We start from the raw sequence: 24,151 nt of genomic DNA on the forward strand, positions 1-24,151 counted from the left end.
CCGTATGCCTACCTGAAGGATGTGCTGACGCGCCTGCCTACGCAGCGGGCGAGTGAGATTGCTGCGCTGCTGCCGCATAGGTGGCGTCCAGCTTAGTCGTGCAAGACGGTTTGCCCGTACGCTTACGTTGATTCAGGACATTGCCGCGTTCAAGAGCGCGAGGCGGCAGCCGGGTGCAGATTGGCGAACCGAGGAAAAGGAACTCGGCAGACTTGAAGGTCTTCTAAACACGGCCACCATGGTCTTATCAGTAAGCCCGGCTAGAAGAAACTCAGGGGTGTGTATTAGGTGGCAGCGATACACAGGTTGGCCGACCGGGACGAAAAGGACCCGACACATCGAAAGATGTCCTGCGTACGGCTGCCGAAATGCGATGTTACAGGTCGAGGATCAACGCCAAAGATTAGGTTTTTATCTCCAAAAAATTATACTGCGACGTCTCTGCATGCAAGCGAACGGGCGCTGGATAAAACTCAGGATGCTGTAGGAAATAGGATTAAATGCCTAGGTCGGAGACTAGATTCTGTATGAAAACCTTTGAAACCTCAATGGGGTAAGAGCTTCGTTGGCGCATGAAAATCCTGGCGATAAGAGTGATAGCGTCCGCTTAAAAATACGTGGACACCATCACCCTTAAAGCTGGAGTTCGGAAGGTGAATTCGCCGGACGCTTACGCAGCTATGCCTTAGCCCTCCATTTGCTCAGCAAGCGAGACGGTCCAATGACCACCGGCCTCTTTTCTCAAATCCAGTAGGTCGTAGGTTTTCATCATTTCAAGCAACCCGGAATGACCGTACGGTGTAGGGGAGAAACCTGGGTCTGTACGTTTGAGGTAACCGCCAACTGCACTGAGTGTCGCCCTTCCTTCCGCTGTTTCGCCTGCAAGAAGTGCTACCGCATCTACAACGAATCGAGGCCGTCGCTTAACAACAGGTCTTTTATCAGTCACTTGCCCCTGATGAAGCTCAACCTGGTTCGCTTCGCCCTTCTCCAGCCCCTCATTGCGCCACTCAAAGAACTGGTCGCTCGCATTCCTTAACGCATCAGGCGTTTTACTCTCCCCAACGATGCACACCGATGCGCCTCGTTCTCGTAGCTTCCTGCAGAGGTATGCAAAATCAGAATCACTGGTTACCAAGCAGAAAATGTCTGCACGGTGATCAAACAGAGTTTCCTGAGCGTCTAGAGCTAAGGCGATATCGGAGGTGTTTTTACCCGATGCGTACTGATACTGAAGGCAGGGAGTGAAAGCTAATCTGACCAAGGCCTCCTGCCATTTGTTGGCTAGCGTAGAGTGATTGCCATATCCACGACGTACTACTATTCGCCCAAACTGAGCAGCGACCTTCAATGCGTATTCCACAATCTCTGGAGAAACGTTGTCACAGTCGACTAGCACAGCAACCCGGGTTTCCCCATGGTTTTGAAGAGAAGCCATTAAAATCCTCCTTGATTAGGGCGACAGCCCGCCGATTTTCGGCGCCTCGAAAGATAGCACTGTGTTGTTCAGCGACTCCAGCCACCTTGCCGAACCTAAAAAAATCTGACTTTGGACGGTTGGCGCTGGCGAATGAGACTCGTGGTTTGATATAGCAAGCGACGTGGTGAATGACACCGGCTTCGCCGGTGTTCGCGGGTCAAGCCCGCTCCTACAGGGGGGCGCGGCGCACCTGCTGGCAATGTACCCTGCGCGACAGCACTACCCGCAGGGCTGGGTTATCTCCCATAGGGTGTTGGGTACATGTCGAATGCCTGCTCCCACCTGAGCACCTGGACCAAACCACTATCACGGCTTATCAAGTGGCTCAGTGATGAAGCCCTGCTCTCTCAGTGCCTTGATTACCCCGCGTATGAGGTAATTACTGGAGAAGCCAATCGTGTACTGCCTTGACCCCGCGCTAACCGGAACAAGCATGCCTTGGTCGACCAGCCTCTTGATCTGATAGGTTCGCTGGCCAGCCGTGAGCTTGGGCAGCGCTTGCGCAATGTCTGCCGACTTCACTACCTTCATTTTGATCGCACAGGCCAGGACGTGCTCTTCAGCTTCTGTAATCCACTCGCGGCTGCGCGCAAAAGCCACTGCCGGCGACAGGATGCACTCCGTGAGATAGGCATAGTTGGTAAGCCTGTCTACTTTCTCAAGCTCGTCCCGAATGCCTTGCAGCACATAGACGCACCATGCCTCCAAGCCCTCGGTGGTGCCGGTATCGGCCACTCCAAGCATGGCGTAGTAATTTTCCCGGTCATTGCAAAACACTGCCGTAGGGTTGAGCACCCTACCACCCACACTTACGTTGAAGCCGTACTTCATCAACAGCGCGTAGGTGAGCAGCCTCACTACCCGCCCATTGCCATTGCCGAATGGGTGAATCCAACCGAAACGATGGTGGGCCAAGGCAACCTTCATCAACGCGTACTTGGGTGAGTCGTCGCGGTTGATGAAGCTGACCAGCTCCTGCATGTATTGGGACACCAGCACAGCATCTGGCGGGGAGTGTTCGGATTGGGAAATCCTGACAGGCCCTTCGCGGTAGGCCCCGGGCGTCTTGTCGCCTTCGCGGCGCAAACCGAGTACGGTCAGGGCATGCAGCTCGCGAATGGTGTGCTCTGTCAGGTCTACACCAGGCTTCATCACCTCCTCGATGTAGTCCATCGCCTTCTCGATATTTGCAACCTCAAGCAACTGATCAGTGCTTTCAGCTTTCCCTTCAACCTTGCTGTCGATGTAGTCCGCCAGGGTGGTGTGGTTGCCCTCGATCCGCGCAGACCCCAAGCTCTCCAACGTATGGAACAGCCCCTTGAGCTGGAAGAAAACCTGCGGCGGCGTGTCCCCCTCCAGTCTCAACCTGCGCAGGAATTCAAGCTCGCTCAGCACGTCAACCAGAGGCGAGTCAAAGGAAGGGTTCAGCAGTCGGAGATCGTGATGAGAAAAGCTGGCCATCTAAAATTATCTCTAATCGGCAAACGCACTATCTTTAAATTTTTTGACAAACACCCCGTAAATACTGGGCGAAAGCCAGAAACCAGATAAGCACTATCTCAAAAGGCGTGCAAGCCTAAGTGGAAAGTGGCCAGCGATTAAGTCGAAAACGGCGCCCGGTGGGCAGCGGCTGGAAGGCGTCGGGGTGAAGGAAGTAGAAACAAAAATGCCCGCACAGGGCGGGCATTTTAGGGAAGGCTATATGCAAACAAAGCTGCATCAAACCTAGAGTACTGGTGCCGGAGACAGGAATCGAACCTGCGACCTTCGCGTTACGAGTGCGCTGCTCTACCGACTGAGCTACACCGGCGTGTAGCGCAACGTACCACTGCCGCACCCGTTGCGTAAACCCCTGTTTCCCCGGCTTATTCCCCTTTCTTCACGACGCCGTGCACCCGCTTGGTGCCAGGTCTTCCTCGATATTGGTCGCACACTGCCAGCCACTGACCGTGCGCGACAGGGTCAGGGTCTTGCCCAGCACGTTGGCCGGGGCGTCGGCCAGGGTGCAGGTGATGGCGGCGGTGCCGTCGGCGGCCTTGCCGGTGGCGGTGATCGCGCAGTGCGCGGTGGCGGGCTGGCCGCCCAGGGCGGATACGTTGGCGACGTCCTTGCCTTCGTTCAGGCGCAGGTCCATGGCCGTTTTCAGCGCGCTGATTTCCAGCAAGCCAGCCGCGGCCTTGGCGCGGGACTGGTGGTTGGTGTACATCGGCAAGGCGATGGTCGTAAGAATGCCGATGATCGCAATGACGATCATCAATTCGATCAGGGTAATACCGCGTTGCCCTTTCATGAACGGTTTCCTTTTTGATACGTGTAGCCGTGAGGGTCAGGCTCGCCCCAGCGGACAGCGGCGCAGTAGGCCTGAACAGACACCTTTTGTCACCCCTGCCCGCCTGGGCGTCATCTTCGCTGAACTACTCTAGTGAGCATCACGGACGCACGCCTGCCCAGGGAGGCGGCAAGCTGTTTCCAGGCTTGTCGCCGGGGTGGAAAAAGGACCTTGGCATGAACACTTCCACACAGCTCTACAACTGGCGCGGCACCAACGCCAGCGGCGCCGCGGTCAGCGGCCAAATCAGCGGGCGCAGCCCGGCGTATGCGCGGGCCGGGCTGCTGCGCCAGGGTATCCGGGTGGCCAGCCTGCGGCCTGCAGGCAGCTTTGAATGGCGCTTGCCGAAGGCGCGGGTGAAGGCCGACCCAGCGGGGTTCAGCCGGCAGTTGGCGACCTTGCTCAAGGCCGGGGTGCCGCTGTTGCAGGCCTTCGAAGTGATGGGCCGCAGTGGCTGCAGCGCGGCGCAGGCGGCGTTGCTCGGCCAATTGAAACAGGATGTGGCCGCAGGGCTGGGGTTGGCGGATGCGCTGCAGCGCCACCCGGCGTGGTTCGATGGCGTGTACTGCAACCTGATTCGCGTGGGCGAGCAGTCTGGCACGCTGGACCGGCAGCTGGAGCAACTGGCGGGCATGCTGGAGCAGCGCCAGGCGTTGCACAAGCGGGTACGCAAGGCGATGTTCTACCCGCTGCTGCTGTTGCTGACCGGGCTGGGTGTTGCGGCGATCTTGTTGCTGGAAGTGATTCCGCGCTTCGAAAGCCTGTTTGCCGGGTTCGAGGCGGGGCTGCCAGCGTTCACCCAATGGGTGATCGACTTATCCACAGGGCTGGGGCGGTATGCGCCGGTGCTGGCGATCACTGGGCTCGCCTTGGGGTTTGCAGTTACCCAGCTTTACCGAAAGCATGCGCCAGCGCGCCTGTGGATATCTCGCCAGGCCTTGCGCCTGCCGGTGTTCGGGCCACTGCTGAACCAGGCCGCCCTGGCCCGTTTCGCTCGCACCCTGGCAACCTCCTATGCAGCGGGGGTGCCGCTGCTCGATGCACTGGGCACGGTGGCCAGGGCCTGTGGCAGCAGCCTGCACGAGCAGGCGGTGATGCAGGTGCGCCGGGCCATGGCCAACGGCCAGGCGCTGAACCAGGCGATGGCGCTGGAACCGCTGTTCCCACCACTGCTGGTGCAACTGACGGCCATTGGCGAATCCAGCGGCACGCTGGACCAGATGCTGGAAAAATCCGCCAGCCATTACGAGGAACAGGTCAGCCAGGCGCTGGACCAGTTGACCAGCCTGCTGGAGCCCGCCATCGTGCTGGTTCTGGGCCTGCTGGTCGGTGGGCTGGTGGTAGCGATGTACCTGCCGATCTTTCAGTTGGGTAGCTTGATCTGAACATGACTCTGTGGACTTTCCTGGCCGGGCATCCGGCCTACTTCATTACCCTGGCGACCGTGCTCGGCCTGCTGGTGGGCAGTTTTCTCAATGTGGTGGCGTACCGCCTGCCGATCATGCTCGACCGCCAGTGGCAGCGCGAAGCACAAGAGGTGCTGGGCCTGCCGACCACCGAGCACACACGCTTCAACCTGTCGCTGCCCGCCTCCCACTGCCCGCATTGCGGCCATGGCATCCGTGCCTGGGAGAACATTCCGGTGATCAGCTACCTGGCATTGCGCGGGCGTTGCTCGGCCTGCAAGCAGCCGATCAGTGCCCGTTATCCACTGGTGGAAGTGGCTTGCGCATTGCTGTCGATGACGGTTGCCTGGCACTCCGGCCCTGGCTTGGAGGCCCTGGCCGTGCTGTTGCTCACCTGGAGCCTGCTGGCGCTGAGCCTGATCGACCATGACCAGCAACTGTTGCCCGATGTGCTGGTGCTGCCAACGCTGTGGCTGGGGCTGATGGTCAATGCCCTGGGCACCCTGGTGCCGTTGCACGATGCGCTGTGGGGCGCGGTGGCCGGCTACCTCAGCCTGTGGACGGTGTATTGGGTGTTCAAGTTGATTACCGGCAAGGAAGGCATGGGCCATGGCGACTTCAAGCTGCTGGCGCTGATCGGCGCCTGGGGCGGTTGGCAGGTGCTGCCGGTGACGTTGCTGCTGTCGTCATTGGTTGGGGTGGTGGCGGGCCTGTGCCTGTTGCGCCTGCGCGGGCAATCGGTGCGCACCGCGATTCCGTTCGGGCCCTATCTGGCAATTGCGGGGTGGATTGCCGTGCTCTGGGGTGATGAAATAGTCACCTTCTACCTGCAACAGTTTGGAATGTGATGACCACCAAGGCCTTCACCCCCTGGATTCTCGGGCTTACCGGCGGCATCGGCAGCGGCAAGAGCGCGGCTGCCGAGCGTTTTGTCGAACTTGGCGTGCACCTGGTCGATGCCGACCAGGCGGCGCGCTGGGTGGTCGAGCCCGGCCGCCCGGCACTGGCCAGCATCGTCGAGCGCTTCGGCCCTGGCGTGCTGCTGGAAGACGGCCAGCTCGACCGTGCCGCACTGCGCCAGCTGATCTTCGCCGACCCGGCCCAGCGCAAGTGGCTGGAACAACTGCTGCACCCGTTGATCGGGCAGGAAATCTTCAGCTACCTGGCCAAGGCCGAGTCGCCCTATGCGGTGTATGTGTCGCCGCTGCTGGTCGAATCGGGCCAGTACCAGAAGGTGCAGCGCGTGCTGGTGATCGATGTGCCTGAGGCGCTGCAGGTAGAACGCACCCTGGCACGTGACAACACCAGTGCCGAGCAGGTGCAGGCAATTCTCAAGGCCCAGCTGGGGCGTGAGGAACGCCTGGGCCATGCCGACGATGTGGTGGTCAATGACGGCGACCTCGCCGCGCTGCACGAGCAGATTGACCGCCTGCACCACTTTTACCTGACTTTACGAGGAGGCCAGCCATGAGCCAGCCATTGACCGTCGATTGCCCGACCTGTGGCGCACCTGTGGAATGGAACGAGAAGAGCGCGTTCCGGCCGTTCTGTTCCGACCGTTGCAAACTGATCGACCTGGGGGCCTGGGCGGCCGAGGAGCACAAGATTCCGGTGGCGCCGGATTCGGAAGATGAGCTGTTTTCGGGGGATCTGGAGCCGCGGCATTGAGGTGAATGGCCTGGGTGGGTGCAGTTGGCGGCGCTTCGCGAGCTTTGCTCGCTCCTACCAGGGGCCACCACAAACAGCACGACAATCAGTGCTCATCTTCCTTCCAGGGCGCCTGCAAATATCGCGTGCGGTTGAACGTTTCCAGCCACTCGGGGCAAAACACCACCAGCGCGCTGATCACCATGCCGTTGATGAACGCCTCCGGGAACATCATCAACCACAGGTAGCCAATGAAATCGCTGAGCCATTCCGGCATCGCGAACACCCCATCCAGCCACAACACCCCAAGCGCCACCGGCAGGCACACCAGCACCGTCAACGCGGCGGGAAAGAACCCCGAACAGAAGATATACACGAACAGGTTACGCGGCTGCGCCCGCTCCACCAGCAGCGCGCACACCTCGGTAATCAGTACCGGCAAGCCCACCAGCAGCAGCCCATTAACCCCAAGCGCCGCCAGGTCCTGGCGCCCCAGCGCCAGCAGGCCCAGTTGGGCGAAGCAACCACCGAGCACCGCCAACGGCCAGTCCAGCAACAAGGTCACCGCCGTCATGCCGATGAAGTGGTACGACACCCCCGTTTCGAAATCGCGCCTCACCAACCACAGGGCAAACAGGCAGAACACCGTGCCGAACAGCAAGTGCTGGCGGCGTCGGTCGGTGACCAGCTCCACCCAGCGCGTGCGGCTGGCCGCCCAGATCAGCACGGGCACATAACCGCACCAGCCCACCGCAAGGCTGGTTGTGGACAACACCTGCGCGCTGATCACTTGAAATACCCCTGGCAGCCATGTGGTTAAAACCTGAGTCTATACCCTGCCCCGATTCCTACGCACAAACAGCATCTTACCGTCATCGATTAGCGACTAAGCTTGTTCCCATGGATGACTCAGACTACCTGCGCCTGCTTACCATCCAGGCCGAACAAGCCAATGCCTTCCTCTCCAACGCCCGCAAGTGGGAGCGGGAGCGGTGGGTGTGCCAGCGCCTGTTGCAGGGGCTGAACATCCCTTACCGCAGCGAAGACTTCACCCCGGCGGGCCAGGAGCCACCAGACGTGCTGTTTCGCGATGCGGCATTCGAGGTGTTCTTCGTGCTCGACGAGGGCCGCCGCCTGAACGACGAGTGGCGCGAAGAGCTGCAGCGCCGGCGCAGCGCCTTCTCCCTGGCGCAGCTGGTTCGCCGCGAAACCCGCCCACGGCGCATCGCCGCCACCGAACTGCTCGCGCGCCTGGCGCCGACCTTGCGCAAAAAGGCGCACAACTACCGCGAACGCGGGCTGGAGCTGGGTGAGCTGGACATCATCGCCTTCTCCAGCCTCAAGCGCGAAGTGCTCGACCTCAACACCCACTTCCCGCCGCCCACCGAGTACCTGCGCCAGGGCTGGCGGTCGCTGTCGCTGGTGGGGCCGACCTTTGCCCGGGTGCTGTTCGCCCACCCCGATGCGCCGGATTTCCTGCGTGGCAACCTGGGGCGCAGCATCGTGTTCGACGTGGGCATCAGTCTTTGATCCAGTGCCGAGCATCATTGCAATGGCGTACACTCGGCGCCAGGGATAGAAAGCATTATCATTTGTCTCAAGCGCCTGCATAAACGCTGTAGCGTGCATGCAGTCACAAACGTCTACCTGACGAGGCCCACCATGACCAGCCGCCTGAATCCTGAAGATCAGCGTCGTGTCGATGCGTACCTGCAAGCCCCTCAACACCAAGTCGAGCGCCGGCCTTTCCGGCCCTGGCTGCTCCTGGTGCTGGTGCTGGCGGTGACCATCGGGTTGGGCCTCATCAGCCGCCTGCTGAGTGGACTGGTGCTATGAGCTGCTTCGCGCTCGCCCTCCCCTTGCGCAGTGTGCGGCCGGCCCCTGGGGCCACGCATTCCGTAAACCTTATGAGATATCCCCATGACTCATCGCATCGTGATTGTCGGCGGCGGCGCCGGCGGCCTGGAACTGGCGACCCGCCTGGGTAAAACCCTCGGCAAGCGCAAGCAGGCCGACATCACCCTGGTCGACGCCAACCTCACGCACATCTGGAAGCCGCTGTTGCACGAAGTGGCCGCCGGCTCGCTGAACTCCTCGGAAGACGAACTGAACTACGTGGCCCAGGCCAAGTGGAACCACTTCAACTTCCAGCTGGGGCGCATGAGCGGCCTGGACCGTGAAGGCAAGCAGATCCAGCTGGCCGCGACCCTCGATGAAGAGGGCCGCGAGCTGCTGCCTGCGCGCACCCTGGGCTACGACTCGCTGGTGATCGCCGTAGGTTCCAACACCAACGACTTCGGCACCCTGGGCGCGGCGCAGCACTGCCTGTTCCTCGACACCCGCAAGCAGGCCGAGCGCTTCCACCAGCAGTTGCTCAACCACTACCTGCGCGCCCACGCCGGTGACGTGGCCAGCGAAAAAATCAGCGTGGCCATCGTTGGCGCCGGTGCCACCGGCGTGGAGCTGGCGGCCGAGCTGCACCACGCGGCCCACGAGCTGGCAGCCTATGGCCTGGACCGTATCCAGCCCAAGGACATGCACATCACCATCATCGAGGCTGGCCCGCGCGTGCTGCCGGCGCTGCCGGAGCGCATCAGCGTGCCGGTGCACAAGACCCTGGAAAAACTCGGCGTGAAGGTGATGACCAACGCCGCCGTCAGCGAAGTGACCGAGGACGGCCTGAAAACCAAGGACGGCGAAGTGATCCAGGCCAGCCTCAAGGTGTGGGCGGCGGGCATTCGTGCACCGGGCTTCCTCAAGGACATCGACGGCCTGGAAACCAACCGTATCAACCAGCTGGTGGTGCGCCCTACCCTGCAAACCACCCGCGACGACAACATCTTCGCCTTCGGCGACTGCGCCGCCTGCCCGCAACCAGGTAGCGACCGCAACGTGCCGCCACGGGCCCAGGCCGCGCACCAGCAGGCGTCGATGCTGGCGCAAAGCCTGAAGGCGCGGCTGGAGAACAAGCCGCTGCCCACCTACGCCTACAAGGACTACGGCTCGCTGGTATCGCTGTCGCGCTTCTCGGCGGTGGGCAACCTGATGGGTAACCTGATGGGCAGCGTGAAGCTCGAAGGCTGGCTGGCGCGGATGTTCTACGTGTCGCTGTACCGCATGCACCAGATGGCGCTGTACGGGTTCTTCCGCACGGCCTTGATGATGCTGGGCAGCAAGATTGGCCGCGGCACCGAGCCGCGCCTGAAGCTGCACTGATACCCAGCCGGCTACAAGACAGGGGGCCCGCCGTCAGGCAGGCCCCCTTTTTTACACCCGATCAGCGGTTCCAGTTCGCCTCGCCATTGCGCAACGCGCTGGCGATGGTCTGCAGGTTGCTGTCAGGCAAGGTATCGGGCAGCAGGTCGGCCCCGGAGCTGACATAAAGCTGCGCGTACGCATTGCGCAGTTCGGCGTAGGCCAGGTCGCGCTTGAGCTGGGTCTGCAAGTTGTTCAACTCGCCCTGGATCAACTCCAGCTCACCGATGTTCTGGGTTTGGTAGCGGTTGCGCAGTTGCCCGGCGATTTCCCCATCCAGCGTGGCCAGCTCTTCGCTGGTACGGAACTGGCGAACCGACTCGTTGAAGTTGGCGTTGGCCACGTACAACTGCGCCAGCACCGCCATCGACATGGCCTGGCGCCGCGCTGCGGCGACGTCTTCACCGGCTTCGGCCACCTTGATCGCCGCCGGTGCCGAGAGCACGTTGAACAGGTTCCAGGTCACCTTCACGCCATAGTCGGCCCAGCTCTGGTTGGTCAGGAACGAGTTGCTGTCGTAGTGGCCACCGGCCGAGAACTCCAGGCCCGGCAGCATGCGCAGCATGGCCTTGCGGGTTTCTGCCGCGCTGATGCGCGCCTGGTAGTCCTGCTCGCGCAACTCGGGGCGGCTGGCCAGGGCCTGCTGCTCAAGCTTGGCGAAGTCGCCCTTGAAGGTCGGCACCACGTAGCCTTCTTCCGGCGCCAGGGTGAATTCGGTATTGAGCGGCAGGTTGATCAGCGCCGCCAGTTCGGTCTTGGCCAGCGACAACGCGCGGCGCTGCTCTTCCAGCTGGCGGGTGGCCTCGATCAGGGCGCGCTGGTAGCTCAGGGTTTGCACCGGGTCGCCGATGCGCTGGGCACTCATGCTCTGGCTGTTGTCACGGGCCTGGTGAATGCGCCCCATCAGCGCGTCGATCTGGCTCAGCAGGCGCTGCGCCGCCACCGCGCGCCAGTAGGCCGAGCGCACATCCTGGGTGATGGTGTGGACCACCTTGCGCTTGCGCTCTTGCAGAATCAGGCGCTGGTCGGCCTGCTGCTTGGCGCTGACGTAGCTCACACCGAAGTCCAGCACGTTCCACACCATGGTCAGGTCGGCCACATCGCGGTCGCGGTCCTGGGAGGTGGACGGCTCCAGCGACTGGGTGCCGGTGCGGATGCTCTGGCTGCTGGAGGCGCTGACGTTGTTGCGCCCGACATAGCCTGCATCCAGCGCCATGCGCGGCAGCATGTCGAACTGAGCCAGGTCGACCTGGCGTTTGGCCAGGGCTTCTTCCATCACCTTAAGCCGTGCCTCAAGGTTGTACTTCACTGCACGGGCCATGGCCTGGTGCAAGGTGAGCGGGCCATTGAGCGGCTCCTGCCCCTTGAACATGCTGGCAAGATCCGCCCGTGCGCGTTCCTCGCTGACACTGCGGTCGATTGGCTGGCTGGTGACCGCGCAGCCGCTGACGGCCAACGCCAACAGGCTGGCGGCGAACAGTTTGTGACTCTTCTTCATCCTTGAGCCGCCCCCTGGTACGGCTTGTTCATCAAGTGTTGTGTGTATTTCATGCCTGCCGCCCGATCTGGGCCGGTTGGGCCAAGGCTTGAGCCAAGTCGCGCACCTGGCGCTGCTCGGCATCGTTGAGTTGTTGCAGTTGCTGGCCAAAGGTCGGCACGCCGAACACCCCGCGCAGCCCCTGGCTGAGGTCGGCTGGGCGCCACTGGCTGCCGTTGAACACGTTCATGTCGCTGACACCCGGCACCTCATGGCTGAAAATCGCCGCCAAGGTGCTGCTGCCGAACACGCCGTTACCGCCGCTGGCGAAGCCGCCGAAGCCCGCCTGCACGGCGGCGCTGTCGCTGCTGCCAAATACCTGGGCGATGAAGCTTGGCGCGCTGCTGGCGTTGCCAAGGAAGATCGTGCCCAGGGGCTGGATATCGCCCCCCACGCTGCGCACCTCGAACAGCGCCCCCGGCAGCAGCGGTGACACGCTTTCGTTAAGCTGCGGCCCAGGCACCTGGGGCTGCAGCACGGTGGAGCGCGGGTCACCCAGCGCCTGCGGTGGGTTGAGCCGGTACTGCAGGTCGCCCACGTCCTGGGTCTGGATGCCCTGGGCCTGGCCCACCAGGCTCAGCGCCATGGCATTGCCAGCCGCGTCCTGGATGCCGCTGCCCAGCGCATTCAGGCTCAAGGCCAGCGTGCCCTGGCCGCGCAGGCTACCGACCACGATGCGGTAGGTGCTGGCATCGATGCGCTGCACCTGCTGCACCACCCCGCTCGCGGTGTTGGTGCCCAGCACGCTGAAATCGCTGGCATCCACACCGCTTACCGGTTCATCGAAGGTCAGGGTGAAGCTCAGGCTGCGGTCGGTCGGCAGTACCGGGCCATCGACCACGATGCTGGTGGCGCGCGGGGCGCGGGCATCGACCAGAATGCCTGAGGTGTCACCCACGTTGTTCAACGCGGTCACTGCATCGTTGCCGCGGGCATCGCGAATGCTGCCGCCGTTGAGGTCGATAGCGGGTGCCACGCTGAAGTTGCCGTTACCGGCCATGCCGCTGGTGACGTTGAGGCGGAACACCAAGGCGCTGCCGCCGGAGCCTGCCAGGTAATCGGCATACACCACCCGCCCGTTGTCCAGGGTGATGGCCAGGCGCGGTGCGCCGTCCCCGGTGTCCACCAGCACGGCCTCGTCGGTGTTGACGGTGAAGTCCAGCTGCTGGCCAGCCACATAGGTACCGCTGGCCGGCACCGTCACACCGGTTACCGAAGGGGCGACGCGGTCGATGCTGTACACACTGCCCGCCAGCCCGCCACTGATCGGGTTGCCGGCCACGTCGGTGATGCCGGTGCCGCTGGCGTTCAGGTCAAGGCGCACGTTGCCGGCGCCGCTGAGGTTGTCGACGACGATGGTGTAGGTGCGGCCATTGACCTGCTCCACCGAGGCAATACGGCCGCTGGCGCTGCCGGTGAAGGCCAGCGAGAAGTCCGCGCTGTCTACCCCGGAAACGCTTTCATCGAAGGTGACGGTGTAGCGCACGGTGCTGGCGTTGCTCGGTGTGGTGTCGACCCGCACGATGTCGCTGACCTGTGGCGCGACCGTGTCGACGACGATACCTGCGCCGGAACCTGTTCCGTTCAACGCAAGGTTCATTGCATTGCCAGCGGCATCGGTGAGCGACCCACCATCGAGATCGATGCTGGCGCCCAGGCTGATGCCACTGGTGCTGTTGTTGCCTGGCTGGATGCTGTACTCGAACACCAGCGCCGAGGTGCCGGAGCCGGAAACGTAGGTTGCATAGCGGGTCACCCCGCCGATGTTCACGGCCAGCCGTGGCGTGCCGGTGCTGGTGTCGACGACCACCGGCTCACTGGCATTGACGGTGAAGCGCAAAACGTCACCGGCGTTGTAGGCACCCGGCGATGGCAGCGTCACCGTGGCCACGGTCGGCACCACGGCATCCACCAGGATGCCATCGGTGGCCGGCAGGCCATTGAGCGTGGTTTGCGCAGCGTTGCCCACGGCATCGCGCAGGGTCGCGCCGTTGAGCTGCAGGCTGCTGCCCACGCTGATGCCGGTGGTGTCCAGCTGGCCGCTGGTGATGGTCAGGCGGAACACCAGCACGCTGCTGCCGGCCCCGGACAGGTACTCGGCGTACACCGTGCCACCGTTGTCCAAGGTGACGGCCAGGCGCGGGCTGCCGTTGCTGGTGTCCAGTTGCACCACTTCACTCATGTGCACGGTGAAGTCGAGGTTCTGGCCGGCGACGTAGGTGCCGTTGGCCGGCACATCCACGGCGGTCACGCTCGGCGCGACGCGGTCGATGCTGTAGCTCACGCCAACGCGCCCGCCTGGCACCAGGTTGCCGGCGGCATCGGCGATATCGGTGCCGGGCTTGAGGTCCAGGCGTACGGTGCCGGTGCCGCTCAAGTTGGCCAGGGTCACGGTGTAGGTCATGCCGTCGAGGCTGCTGACGCTCTGAATGTTGCCCGTGACATCACCGCCGAAGATCAGGTTGAAGTCGCTGGCATCCACGTTCGCCACCGTTTCACTGAACGTCACGCGGTAGCTGACCGTAGCGCTGTTGGTCGGGGTCGTGTCTACCCGGGTGATGCCGGTGGCATACGGCGTCGTGGTGTCGATCAGCACGTTGGCGGTGCTGCCCAGGCCGTTCAGGCTGAGCGCCAGCGCGTTGCCGGCCGGGTCGTTGAAGTGCCCGCCGTTGAGGTCCAGCGTGTTATTGACGCCAATGCCGCCAGAGGCCGTGTCACCGGCCTGTACGGTGTACTGGAACAGCAGCGCACCGTCGGCGCCACCGGACACATAGCTGGCATAACGGGTCACACCTCCCACGGTCAGCACCAGGCGCGGCGTGCCACCGAGGGTGTCGGCCACTACGCCTTCGCTGGTGTTGACGGTGAAGCTGAGCACATCGCCCGCTTTGTAGCTACCGCTCGCCGGCACGTCGACGCTGGCGATCACCGGCACCACGGCATCCACCAGTACACCACGGGTGTCGGCGACGTTGTTCAGTTGCAGGTTGGCATCGTTGCCTACGTTATCGCGCAGGGTGCCGCCGTTGAGCTCGATGGCGTTGCCCAAGCTGATGCCGTCGCTATCCAACTGGCCGTTGGCGATGGTCAGGCGGAACACCAGCGACTGCAAGCCGGAGCCGGACAGGTACTGGGCATAGGCGACTTCGCCGTTGCCCAGCGTCACCGCGATGCGCGGGGTGCCGCCGCTGGTGTCGACCCGGGTGTTTTCGTCCAGGTTGACGATGAAGTCGAGGTTCTGGCCGGCGACGTAGGTGCCGTTGGCCGGCACAGCCACGGTAGACACGCTCGGCGCCACACGGTCGATGGCGTAGTTCACCCCGACCCGTCCGCCCGGTATCAGGTTGCCTGCGGCATCGGTGATGTCGGTGCCAGGCTTTAGGTCCAGGCGCACGGTGCCGGTGCCGGTCAGGCCGCCCAGGGTGACGGTATAGGTAATGCCGTCGGTACTGCTGACGCTCTGAATGCTGCCAGCAACATCGCCACCGAAAACCAGGTTGAAATCGCTGGCATCCACGTGCAGCACTTGCTCACTGAAGGTCACGCTGTAGCTGACCGAGGCGCTGGTGCTCGGCGTCGTATCCAGCCGGGTGATGCTGGTGGCATACGGCGTCGTAGTGTCGATCAGCACGTTGGCGGTGCTACCCAGGCCATTCAGGCTGAGCGCCAGCGCATTGCCGGCCGGGTCGTTGAAGTGCCCGCCGTTGAGGTCCAGCGTGCTATTGACGCCAATGCCGCCAGAGGCCGTGTCACCGGCCTGCACGGTGTACTGGAACAGCAGCGCACCGTCGGCGCCACCGGACACATAGCTGGCATAACGGGTCACACCCCCCACGGTCAGCACCAGGCGCGGCGTGCCACCGAGGGTGTCGGCCACTACGCCTTCGCTGGTGTTGACGGTGAAGCTGAGCACATCGCCCGCTTTGTAGCTACCGCTCGCCGGCACGTCGACGCTGGCGATCACCGGCACCACGGCATCCACCAGTACACCACGGGTGTCGGCGACGTTGTTCAGTTGCAGGTTGGCATCGTTGCCCGCGTAATCGCGCAGGGTGCCGCCGTTGAGCTCGATGGCGTTGCCCAAGCTGATGCCGTCGCTATCCAACTGGCCGTTGGCGACAGTCAGGCGGAACACCAGCGCCGCACTGCCAGAGCCGGACAGGTACTGGGCATAGGCGACTTCGCCGTTGCCCAGCGTCACCGCGATACGTGGAGTGCCGCCGCTGGTATCGACCTGGGTGTTTTCGTCGAGGTTGACGATGAAGTCGAGGTGCTGCCCAGCCACGTAGGTGCCGTTGCCCGGCACGCTGACGCTGTTCACCACAGGCGCAAGCCGGTCGACGGCGTAGGTTTCACCGCTCAGGCCGCCGCTGATGGCATTGCCGGCGGCATCGGCGATACCCGTGCCGCTGCCGTTCAGGGAAAGGGTGACATCACCGGCGCCGCTGAGGTTGTTGATGAGCACGCTGTAGGTACGGCCATCCACCTGGGTAATGCTCGCCAAGCTGCCGGAGGCGGAGCCGCCGAAGGTGACGCTGAAGTCGCTGAGGTCCACGCCGCTGACCGCCTCGCTGAAGGTCACGGTGTAGCTGAGCGAGCCGCTGTTGGTCGGCGAGGCGCCAGCGCGGCTGATGCTGGCCACGCTCGGCGCCACACTGTCCACCACCACCTCGGCGGTGCTGCCAACGCTGTTGAGGATGAGGTTCATGTCGTTGCCGGCCGCATCTTTCACACTGCCGCCGTTGAGGTCCAGGCTGCTGGCGACGCTGATGCCATCGGCATCGTTGTCGCCCGCCTGCACGGTGTACTCGAACACAAGGGTCGAACCGCCACTGCTGCCCGCAACCAGGGTCGCGTAGCGGGTGGTTCCGCCAATGTCCAGCGCCAGGCGTGGCGCCCCGCTGGCGAACACCGCTTCGCTGGTGTTGACGGTGAAGCTCAGCACTTCGCCGGCCTTGTAGCTGCCATTGGCCGGCACGGCCACACTGGCCACGCTTGGCACCACGCCATCGACCAGGATGCCGCTGCTGTTGCCCGGCGTGAACGCGGTCGTGCTGGCGTTGCCGGCCTGGTCGCGCACGCTGCCGCCATTGAGCTGCAAGGTATTGCCGACGCTGATGCCGTTAGTGTCCAACTGGCCACTGGCAACGGTCAGGCGGAACACCAGCGCACTGCCACCGGAGCCAGACAGATAGTCGGCATACACAATGCCGCCGTTATCCAGGGTGACTGCCAGACGCGGCGTACCGCCGGTGCTGTCGACCGTCACCGCCTCGCTGAAGTTGACGACGAAATCCAGGTTCTGGCCAAGCCGGTAGTTGCCATCGGCCGGCAGCGTTACCGAGCTGATGGTCGGCACGATACCGTCGACCACGATGGCCTGCTGGCCACCCAGGGAATTGGCGCCGCCCACGGTCGGCAGGGTGAGAACCGCCGAATAGCCCGCGCCGCTTTGCAGCACCGCGCCATTGGCGTGGAGCGATGCGGTGCTGGCGTAGTCCAGGTCGGCGGAGGTGTCACCGGCCTGCACGGTGTAGCGGAACACCAACTGGTTGCTGCCTGAGCCGCTGATATACACCGCTTCACGGTCAATGGCGCCGGTTTCCAGCAGCAGGCTTGGCTGGCCACCGGTGAGGTCGACCACCACGGCGTTGTCGAAATTGACCACGATGTAGACAGTATCGCCCACCTTGTGCTGGCCATCACTGCCAGGCAGCGCGGTCACACTGACGACCTTCGGGTTGGCCGGCGATACGGTGATCAGCAGCGTGTCGATGTCACTTTTCGCGCCGCCGCTGCCGGAATTGCCCTGGTCGTTGCTCTCGATGGTCAGTGAGCCGGTGCCGAAGTAACCGGCGGTTGGGGCGAACGTCAGGCCATTGAGCGCTGCGTTGATGTCGCTGAGGCTGCCGCTGAAGGTCATGGTCGCATTGCTTGAGCCATTACCGACAATGAAGCTCAGGCCGGTGGTCTGGCTCAGGGTCAGCAGGCCGTGGTTGGCGGTGAGGGTGACCACCATCGGGTTAGCGCCGATGTCCACGTCCGAGACGCTGATCAGGTTGCCATTGCCGGTACTGAAGGTCAGCACGTTGTCCTGCAGCACCGTCTGGGAAGGTGGAAGGCTGTTGACCGGGGCATCGTTGACGGCGGCGATCACCAGCGAGAGGTCCGCCGAGACCGTCAGCGGGCCACCACTGCCGGTGTTGCCGTTGTCGTTGATGGAGATCGACAGGGTTTTCACCCCCGTTGCGTTCGCCGCGCCCAGGTAGCTCAGGTGGCCATTGCTGATCATGCTGTTGATGTCGCCGACGGTGCCTTCGAGCACGATGCTGTTGGTACCGGAACCGGCAATGGCCACACCGCTGCTGGGGCTACCGGTCAGCGTGCCGTTGCCGCTGGCCACGCTGAACGTCACCGTGACACTGCCGCTGCCGGCATCGACATCGGCGAAGCTGATGCCAGACAAGGGCATGGCAACATCTTCGGTGACATTGATGGAAACCGGCATGGTGATGGTCGGCGCGTCGTTCACCGGGGTGATGTCGAGGGTCAGGCTGCGGGTGACGGTGGCGACGCTGGCCGTGTCCACGCTGATGCCAAGGGTCACGCTACCGTTGGCGTTGAGCGCCGTGGTGTACTTCAGGTTGCCTGCGGCGATGTAGGCGTTGATCGAGCTCAAGGTGCCGGTCAGAACGAGTGCCGAGCCACTGCCAGCCACGCTGACACCACCGGTGCTGACGCCGCTGAGGTTGCCGGCGGCGACGGTCAGGGTGAGGGTGCCGCTGCTGGAGTCGACATCGCTGATGACGATGCCGGTGACCGGCGACAGTGTGTCTTCGGTAACGCTGACGTTGGTCGGGGCGCTGATCTGCGGCGCATCGTTGACCGCCGTGAGGGTCACATTGCGGGTCACCACGTTGGAATCGAGGCTGCCATCGTTGACCTTGATCGACACCGTGCGGGTGGTGGTGGTCGGGGTGTCCGAGTTGTTGGTGTAGGTCACCGAGCGCAGCGCTTCCTGGAACTGCGCCTGGGTGGCACCGCCGGCGGCGCTGAGGGTCAGGGTGCCGGTGATGGCGTTCCACATGGCAGTGATGTTGCCCGTGGTCGCGGCGTCAAGGGTTATGCCCAGGGTATCTTCACCCAGCACATAACTGCCGCCCAGGCTGACGGTGGCCGAGGCGATGCTGGGGCCATCCGGGTCGCTGACGATCAGGCCGCTGTCGATGATCACCGGGGTGGACGTGACGTTGTTGCCCTCGGTCCAGGCCACGCTGCCGCCGCTGCCGGTCACCACCGGTGCATCGTTGACAGCAGTCACCACCACGCTGGCGGTATCGGTGGCGCTGGAGTAGGCATTGCTGCCGCCGGTAAGCCCGGCGACGTTGGTGCGCAGGCCTTGCAGGCCTTGGGTTCCGCCGGTCTGGTCCCAGGCGCGGTAAGTGACGGTGGCGGTTTCCCCGTGCACGCCATCGGGTACGAAACGCAGGCGGTCGGCGGGGCTCAGCAATAGCCCGTAGGTATCCGAGGCGCTGCCGATGTTGATCCAGGTGGCGCCATTGTCGGTGCTGAACTGCCAGGTGCCGTAGGTGCCCGTGATGCCGGTCACGACGATACCTTTGAGGGCGCCGCTGTCGACATCGGTAACGCCGCCAAGCAACGTACTGACGCCGCTGCCAATATTGTTGGTGGCCGTATCAGTCAGGCCGGGCAGGGTTGGGTTCACCGGGGTTATCACCGGCGCATCGTTGACCGAGGTGACGATAAGCGTGACCTGGGCGGTGCCAGTGGAGTACGCGGTGGTGCCACCGTTGGCGGTAGTGTCGCCGGTGTTGGGCGAGCCGTTGGTGGCCGCCGTGCCCGTGGTATGGTCCCAGGCACGGTAGGTGAAGGAGACGTTCTCGCCATTGGCACCATCCGGGATGTAGCGCACCTGGCTGGTCGAGGCCAGCAGCAGGGCACTGCTGGTCGATACGCTGCCGAAGCTGGTCCAGGTGGTGCCGTCGGTGGAGTACTGCCAGGTGCCACGGCCAGCGGTGGCGATAATGGCGATGCCGGAGGCGGCGTCCGCATCGGCGTCGGAATAGCTGGCGCCAGCCAGAATCGTGGAAACCGCCACCGCGTTGCTGGTGGTGTCTTCGTTAGTGGCGGCGATCACAGACGGCCCCCCGCTGAGCACCGGGGCATCGTTGACCGCCACCAGGGTGACGACGCTGGTGATGCTGAGGGCTGAGGTGTCGATGCCACCGTTGCTGGTTCCACCGCTGTCGCGCACGCTGGTCAGGGTGACGGTGCGCAAAGTGCCGGTCGGGGCGTTGCTGTCGTTACGGTAGGCGATGCTGTTGAGAATGCTCTGGGCCGTCGCAGTGGACAGCCCACCGTGGGTGATGGTGAGCGTGGCGGTGCCGGATGCCACCGAAACCGAGACGATCAGGCCATTGCCGAAGGTGACCACGCTGGTGCCGTTGGTCAAGGTGACATCGGAGCCATCGATCACCAGTTTTTCCGCGATGCCATTGGCCAGGTTGCTGACGGTCAGGGTCAACTGGTTGATGGTCTGCCCGCTTTCGACGGTGCTGATCGCGGCGCCGCTGAACACGGCGACCGCGGCGCCGTCCTCGGTGAAGGTCGGGTTGGTGCCATTGGCGGTGACCTGCGGCGGGTCGTTCACCGCCAGTACGTTGACCGTGACCGCCGCCGCCGTGCTGCTGGTGCCGGTGTCGTCGGTAACGCTGACGCTGATGGTGCGCGTGCCGGTATTGGGCGCGGTGCTGTTGCTGTTGCTGTACACCAGGTTCTGCAACAAGGCGCTGACGGCACTCGGCGTGGCATTGGCGTTGAGCGACACCACCAGGGCATTGCCGCCGCTACCGCCGGTGAAGCTACCGATGATCACGCCACCGTACAGCACATTGCTGCCGGAAACGGCAATCTGCCCGGCCGCCGTGCCGGCATTTCGGATCGACAGCACGTCCTCGCCGCTGACCGCACCGCCGGTCACCGAAACCCGCACGTTGCCGCCGCCGAAGTTGCTTGAGTCGGCGTCGGTGACCAAGGCATTGCTACCCGCATCGATCAGTACGCCACTGCCCTTCTCGCTGTAGCTGACCGCGTCGCCATTGAGGTTGCTGACCACTGGCGCGGCATTGGTGGCGGTGGTGAAGTTCAGCCGGGTGTTGTTGAGGATGCCGAGGAACACCTTGCCGTCGGCGTTGACGAAGGTCTTCGAATCGATGCGCACGGCATAAGCCACACCTTGGGCCAGGTCCGATGGGTCGATGGTCCAGGTGGTGCCGGAGCCGGTGACCTGCCCACTGCTCACCGAAATGGTCTGCACCACGACGTTGTCGGAGGTGCGCACGATATAGATGTTGCCAGTGCCCTTGGTCACGCTCTGGCTGAACGTCAGGGTGATGTTGGCGGTGGGCGAAACGTTGAGGGTGTCGTCGGCAGGGGTCGAGCTCACCAGTTTCGGTGTGCTGCCGCTCTGGTAGTAAACGCTGAAATTCTGCCCGGCCGCGGTGCCCACCACGTCCAGGTCGCCGTCGCCATCCATGTCGGCCACGCGCACGTTCTGGTTGGCGAAGTCGGTCATGATGACGCCGGCGAAGGGTGACAAATTCTGTGTCACCGCCGCTGCAAAGGTGCCGTTGCCGAGGTTTTCGGCATACAGCCATGCCGACCCGACGGCAGCGGCACTTTGGTAGAAGATATCGGCATCGCCGTCACCGTCGAAGTCGCCAATCAGTGCACGCGCAGCGAATGCCGGCATCGGGGCGCTGGCGATGGTCACCGAGGTAAAGGCCGTACCGTCATTGCGGTACAAGGTACCCGTGGTGTTGTTGGTGAAGACGAAGATATCCAGGTCGCCATCGCCGTCGAAGTCCACCACCCGGTAGTTGTAGGTGAGGTAGCCCGGCAGGGTCAAACCGCTGAACACCGTACTGGCCAGCGCAGTATCGGTGAAGGTGCCATCGCCGTTGTTCAGTGCATAACGCCAGGAATTGCTGGTATCGACGGACCCGGGTTGGTAGAGGATGTCGGCGGCACCATCGCCGTTGAAATCACCCACCACCAGGCGCACGCCATACTGGGTGCCGTTGAAGCCACTGGCGATTTCACGGGTAAAAGTCCCGTTGACGTTGCGGTACAGATAGGCAGGGCCCGAGGTTGTGGTGACGCCAAGCAGGTCGGTATCGCCATCGCCGTCGAAGTCGGCGGCGTAGTAGTTGTAGCCCGCCGCCGCCGCGTCGATCAGCGTCACGTTGGCGAATGGCGAGGAACCCTGGGCCACCGCCGTCTCGAAAGTGCCGTCAGCCCGGCCCGCGGAAAACAGCCAGGCGCTGCCAGCCGCGGTGCCGGTTTGGTAAAGGATGTCGCTGATGCCATCGTTGTTGAAATCGCCAAGCACGTAGCGCATCTGCGTGCCAGTGGTCACGGTTGGCGTGGTGCCGTTCACGCCACCGCTGAACGACACTGCCAGCAGGCTCTGGTAGCCGTCCATCTGCGCGCCCAGGGCGGTGGTTTCGATCAGCCCGGTGCTGCGCTCCAGGGTCCAGTTGCCGCCCAGGCTTGCAGCACCGGTGTCGTCGGCAGAGGCTGCGACATCGGCGCCGGTGAGCGACGCCAGGTCATCAAGGAAGGCCTGGCCGTTGGCACTTTCGCCCACGCGGCAGCCGTACAGCAGCAGGTCGCCATCGGCCTTGAGCGCGGCACCAATGCTCTGCAGGGCGTCGCTGTGCTGGGCGAGGTTGTTGCTGGCCAGCCACACATTGCCCAGCTGCACCGTGCCGTCGGCACCGTGGGACAGCAGGTGGATGGCGTCCAGGTTCTCGCGGCCCTTGAGGTAGTCGGCCATCTGCTGCAGGCCGTCCTTGTTGGGGTCCAGCACCACCACTTCGGCATTGTTGCCAAGGCCCGCCACCAGTTGCTCGACATTGGCCACCTGGCCGTCGATGAACACCACCTCATGGCGTTCGCTCTGGGTGCTGCGGGTGTCGGCGGTGGCCACCGGCGCTTGGCTTGCGGCATCGGCGGAGCTGGCGGTGTCCTTGGCCGCGTCGGCGGTGGCCTGTGCGGTGGCATCCTGGGCGACGACGGCTACCGAAGCATCGAACATGATGCGCGGTTCCAGCGCCATCAACAGCGGCGTGCCGACAGCTTCGGCAGCGGGCTGAGGGGCGGTTTGCCTACGCGCAAAACGTTCGATGAACTTCATGAAGCACCTCCTGGAATGGCCTCAGGCCGCGAACCTCATGCGTCGCGGCTTAAAAAAGTGGCGGTGCCCCTGCGGGCACCACCGGTCGTTGCTCACTGCATTACCGGCGCACACGGCCGATTGGCGTGCTGTTCAGTTTCGCGACGGGAAGATGCCCATCAGCGCGATGATGAACGAAACGCTCAGGTACGGATTGCGAACGGAGAGTGGCAGCGATTGGCCAGTATTTCCAATAGCCTGCAGAGCCATTTGGGTGTCTACCGGAGCGCCCTGGCCATAGATTTTCAACGGCGAGCCTGCGGGGTCGGTCGCCGACGCCAGCACCGACGTTTCGGTTGGCGTGCTGTGGTCTGCCGTGCCGGTGCTGGCCTTGAGAATGTGGTTGTGCAGCGGCAGGTTACTGGTGGTCAGGGTAACCGCCTCGATGCCCCCGGTACCGCCCGCGGCGAACGTTGTATTGGTACCTGCCAACGTGCCCTGGCCAATCGGCGTGCAGCCGCCAAAGTTGGGCAAACCGAGCGTGGTGGGCGCCGTGCCGCCGTAAAGGTTGCCGATCACTGCATACAGGGCCTGGTTCTGCTGTACGGAAAGCTGCTGGCCATTGCACAGGGCATAACCCCGCGGCGCAAAACCACCGGCGAACATCTTTATTTCCGCGATAAATGGCTCACTCATCGAACACTTCCTTTGTTGCGTAATTAGGTGGGTACCGCTCGCTCGCGACGCCTGGTTAACTACGGATGCACTGGCCATTCACCACTGAGCGCGATGATGAAGGAAATCGTTACGTAGGGATTGCGCACCGGGAACGGCTGCGAGCCACCTGTGACCCCCAGCAAGCTTGGCAGCATCTCGGTGTCGGGCGCTGCGCTGCCATAGATGTTCAGCGGTGTGCCCGCAGCGTCCGTGGCCGTGGCAAGGAAGGTGGTCGGCCCTGGTACGCTGGTGACACCAGCGGCGGTGGTGCCGGCGATCTTGTGCGTGTGGGTCGGCATGTTGGATTGCAGCAGGGTCGATTGTTCCTGCCCCCCGGCTTCGCCCACCAGGTATATCTGGCCTGTGTTCGCCGTCCCTTGGTTGACCGGCGCTCGGCCAGCGAGGTTGGGCAGGCCAAAGGTCGTCCTGCCGTCGCCACCGTAGTTCGCACCAAGGAGGGAGAACAGCGCGCTGTTCTGCGGAATCGGCAGCAACTGGCCTAGGCACAGGGAATAGCCGTATGGGGCGAAGTTGCCCGCGAACATCTTGACTTCACCGATGTAAGGTTCACTCATTTGAACAC

Annotated in this window: 16 protein-coding genes and 1 tRNA gene; 8 read left to right on the top strand and 9 right to left on the bottom strand. The window is 63.4% G+C overall.

Annotated features, from left to right (window positions below; all coding sequences use genetic code 11):
* Positions 1 to 96 (top strand): transposase domain-containing protein (locus F3J44_RS27475; RefSeq protein WP_167269783.1); only part of this gene is annotated, 96 nt, incomplete at its 5' end.
* Positions 97 to 685: 589 nt separating this feature from the next.
* Here F3J44_RS27475 and F3J44_RS27480 read toward each other — a convergent pair.
* The 4 genes from F3J44_RS27480 to F3J44_RS27495 all read right to left on the bottom strand — a co-directional run bounded on the left by F3J44_RS27480 (position 686) and on the right by F3J44_RS27495 (position 3,770).
* On the bottom strand, positions 686 to 1,438 hold the full coding sequence (locus tag F3J44_RS27480; RefSeq protein WP_167277617.1) for an NYN domain-containing protein: 753 nt from the start codon (positions 1,436 to 1,438) through the stop codon (positions 686 to 688).
* A gap of 348 nt (positions 1,439 to 1,786) precedes the next feature.
* Positions 1,787 to 2,941, bottom strand: coding sequence for a Fic family protein (locus F3J44_RS27485; RefSeq protein WP_167277619.1), 1,155 nt, complete (start codon positions 2,939 to 2,941; stop codon positions 1,787 to 1,789).
* A 273-nt stretch (positions 2,942 to 3,214) separates the two neighbouring features.
* Positions 3,215 to 3,290: transfer RNA gene (locus F3J44_RS27490), tRNA-Thr, on the bottom strand.
* Positions 3,291 to 3,359: 69 nt separating this feature from the next.
* Complete coding sequence (locus F3J44_RS27495; protein WP_167277620.1) at positions 3,360 to 3,770, bottom strand: pilin; 411 nt, start codon at positions 3,768 to 3,770, stop codon at positions 3,360 to 3,362.
* A 215-nt stretch (positions 3,771 to 3,985) separates the two neighbouring features.
* Here F3J44_RS27495 and F3J44_RS27500 point away from each other — a divergent pair, with 215 nt between their 5' ends.
* From F3J44_RS27500 to yacG, 4 genes are read left to right on the top strand one after another with little or no spacing between them, the layout of a single operon-like run.
* Positions 3,986 to 5,194, top strand: a complete 1,209-nt coding sequence (locus F3J44_RS27500; RefSeq protein WP_167277622.1) for a type II secretion system F family protein — start codon at positions 3,986 to 3,988, stop codon at positions 5,192 to 5,194.
* Between the two features lie 2 nt (positions 5,195 to 5,196).
* The gene (locus F3J44_RS27505) at positions 5,197 to 6,063 is read left to right on the top strand and encodes an A24 family peptidase (protein ID WP_167277623.1); all 867 of its coding nucleotides are present in this window, start codon (positions 5,197 to 5,199) and stop codon (positions 6,061 to 6,063) included.
* Positions 6,063 to 6,686: a dephospho-CoA kinase gene (gene coaE, locus F3J44_RS27510; protein WP_167059231.1), complete on the top strand. Its 624-nt coding sequence runs from the start codon at positions 6,063 to 6,065 to the stop codon at positions 6,684 to 6,686. Before F3J44_RS27505 ends, coaE begins: the two co-directional genes overlap by 1 nt.
* Positions 6,683 to 6,883, top strand: coding sequence for a DNA gyrase inhibitor YacG (yacG, locus tag F3J44_RS27515; protein ID WP_167059234.1), 201 nt, complete (start codon positions 6,683 to 6,685; stop codon positions 6,881 to 6,883). The genes coaE and yacG overlap by 4 nt, the downstream gene beginning before the upstream one ends.
* 85 nt (positions 6,884 to 6,968) lie before the next feature.
* Here the strand turns inward: yacG and F3J44_RS27520 are convergent, their stop codons facing one another.
* Positions 6,969 to 7,652 carry an energy-coupling factor ABC transporter permease gene (locus tag F3J44_RS27520; protein ID WP_167277625.1) on the bottom strand — a complete coding sequence of 228 codons (684 nt, stop codon included), beginning with the start codon at positions 7,650 to 7,652 and terminating at the stop codon, positions 6,969 to 6,971.
* A 110-nt stretch (positions 7,653 to 7,762) separates the two neighbouring features.
* Here F3J44_RS27520 and F3J44_RS27525 point away from each other — a divergent pair, with 110 nt between their 5' ends.
* The 3 genes from F3J44_RS27525 (at position 7,763) to F3J44_RS27535 (ending at position 10,078) form a co-directional block, all read left to right on the top strand.
* Complete coding sequence (locus F3J44_RS27525) at positions 7,763 to 8,392, top strand: DUF1780 domain-containing protein (RefSeq protein ID WP_167059239.1); 630 nt, start codon at positions 7,763 to 7,765, stop codon at positions 8,390 to 8,392.
* 132 nt (positions 8,393 to 8,524) lie between these two features.
* Positions 8,525 to 8,698 carry a DUF3094 domain-containing protein gene (locus F3J44_RS27530; protein WP_167059242.1) on the top strand — a complete coding sequence of 58 codons (174 nt, stop codon included), beginning with the start codon at positions 8,525 to 8,527 and terminating at the stop codon, positions 8,696 to 8,698.
* 84 nt (positions 8,699 to 8,782) lie between these two features.
* Entirely contained in the window at positions 8,783 to 10,078 is a 1,296-nt protein-coding gene (locus tag F3J44_RS27535; protein ID WP_167277626.1) for an NAD(P)/FAD-dependent oxidoreductase, read from the top strand.
* 61 nt (positions 10,079 to 10,139) lie between these two features.
* Here F3J44_RS27535 and F3J44_RS27540 read toward each other — a convergent pair whose 3' ends face one another.
* From F3J44_RS27540 to F3J44_RS27555, 4 genes are all read right to left on the bottom strand, one after another.
* On the bottom strand, positions 10,140 to 11,615 hold the full coding sequence (locus F3J44_RS27540; protein ID WP_167277628.1) for a TolC family protein: 1,476 nt from the start codon (positions 11,613 to 11,615) through the stop codon (positions 10,140 to 10,142).
* A gap of 49 nt (positions 11,616 to 11,664) precedes the next feature.
* Complete coding sequence (locus tag F3J44_RS27545) at positions 11,665 to 22,872, bottom strand: DUF4347 domain-containing protein (RefSeq protein ID WP_167277629.1); 11,208 nt, start codon at positions 22,870 to 22,872, stop codon at positions 11,665 to 11,667.
* A gap of 132 nt (positions 22,873 to 23,004) precedes the next feature.
* Entirely contained in the window at positions 23,005 to 23,547 is a 543-nt protein-coding gene (locus F3J44_RS27550) for a phage tail protein (protein WP_167277631.1), read from the bottom strand.
* Positions 23,548 to 23,606: 59 nt separating this feature from the next.
* Positions 23,607 to 24,143, bottom strand: coding sequence for a phage tail protein (locus tag F3J44_RS27555; RefSeq protein WP_167277633.1), 537 nt, complete (start codon positions 24,141 to 24,143; stop codon positions 23,607 to 23,609).
* Positions 24,144 to 24,151 lie beyond the last annotated feature (8 nt).

The organism is Pantoea sp. Tr-811, assembly GCF_011752535.1.
Lineage (GTDB): Bacteria > Pseudomonadota > Gammaproteobacteria > Pseudomonadales > Pseudomonadaceae > Aquipseudomonas.

What these genes read in the sequence shown, in the direction of transcription:
- F3J44_RS27525 (WP_167059239.1), top strand. Translation starts at nt 7,763, where the DNA reads ATGGATGACTCAGACTACCTGCGCCTGCTTACCATCCAGGCCGAACAA.
- F3J44_RS27555 (WP_167277633.1), bottom strand. Translation starts at nt 24,143, where the DNA reads ATGAGTGAACCTTACATCGGTGAAGTCAAGATGTTCGCGGGCAACTTC.
- F3J44_RS27535 (WP_167277626.1), top strand. Translation starts at nt 8,783, where the DNA reads ATGACTCATCGCATCGTGATTGTCGGCGGCGGCGCCGGCGGCCTGGAA.
- F3J44_RS27550 (WP_167277631.1), bottom strand. Translation starts at nt 23,547, where the DNA reads ATGAGTGAGCCATTTATCGCGGAAATAAAGATGTTCGCCGGTGGTTTT.
- F3J44_RS27480 (WP_167277617.1), bottom strand. Translation starts at nt 1,438, where the DNA reads ATGGCTTCTCTTCAAAACCATGGGGAAACCCGGGTTGCTGTGCTAGTC.
- F3J44_RS27485 (WP_167277619.1), bottom strand. Translation starts at nt 2,941, where the DNA reads ATGGCCAGCTTTTCTCATCACGATCTCCGACTGCTGAACCCTTCCTTT.
- F3J44_RS27545 (WP_167277629.1), bottom strand. Translation starts at nt 22,872, where the DNA reads ATGAAGTTCATCGAACGTTTTGCGCGTAGGCAAACCGCCCCTCAGCCC.
- yacG (WP_167059234.1), top strand. Translation starts at nt 6,683, where the DNA reads ATGAGCCAGCCATTGACCGTCGATTGCCCGACCTGTGGCGCACCTGTG.
- F3J44_RS27500 (WP_167277622.1), top strand. Translation starts at nt 3,986, where the DNA reads ATGAACACTTCCACACAGCTCTACAACTGGCGCGGCACCAACGCCAGC.
- F3J44_RS27530 (WP_167059242.1), top strand. Translation starts at nt 8,525, where the DNA reads ATGACCAGCCGCCTGAATCCTGAAGATCAGCGTCGTGTCGATGCGTAC.
- F3J44_RS27505 (WP_167277623.1), top strand. Translation starts at nt 5,197, where the DNA reads ATGACTCTGTGGACTTTCCTGGCCGGGCATCCGGCCTACTTCATTACC.
- coaE (WP_167059231.1), top strand. Translation starts at nt 6,063, where the DNA reads ATGACCACCAAGGCCTTCACCCCCTGGATTCTCGGGCTTACCGGCGGC.
- F3J44_RS27495 (WP_167277620.1), bottom strand. Translation starts at nt 3,770, where the DNA reads ATGAAAGGGCAACGCGGTATTACCCTGATCGAATTGATGATCGTCATT.
- F3J44_RS27540 (WP_167277628.1), bottom strand. Translation starts at nt 11,615, where the DNA reads ATGAAGAAGAGTCACAAACTGTTCGCCGCCAGCCTGTTGGCGTTGGCC.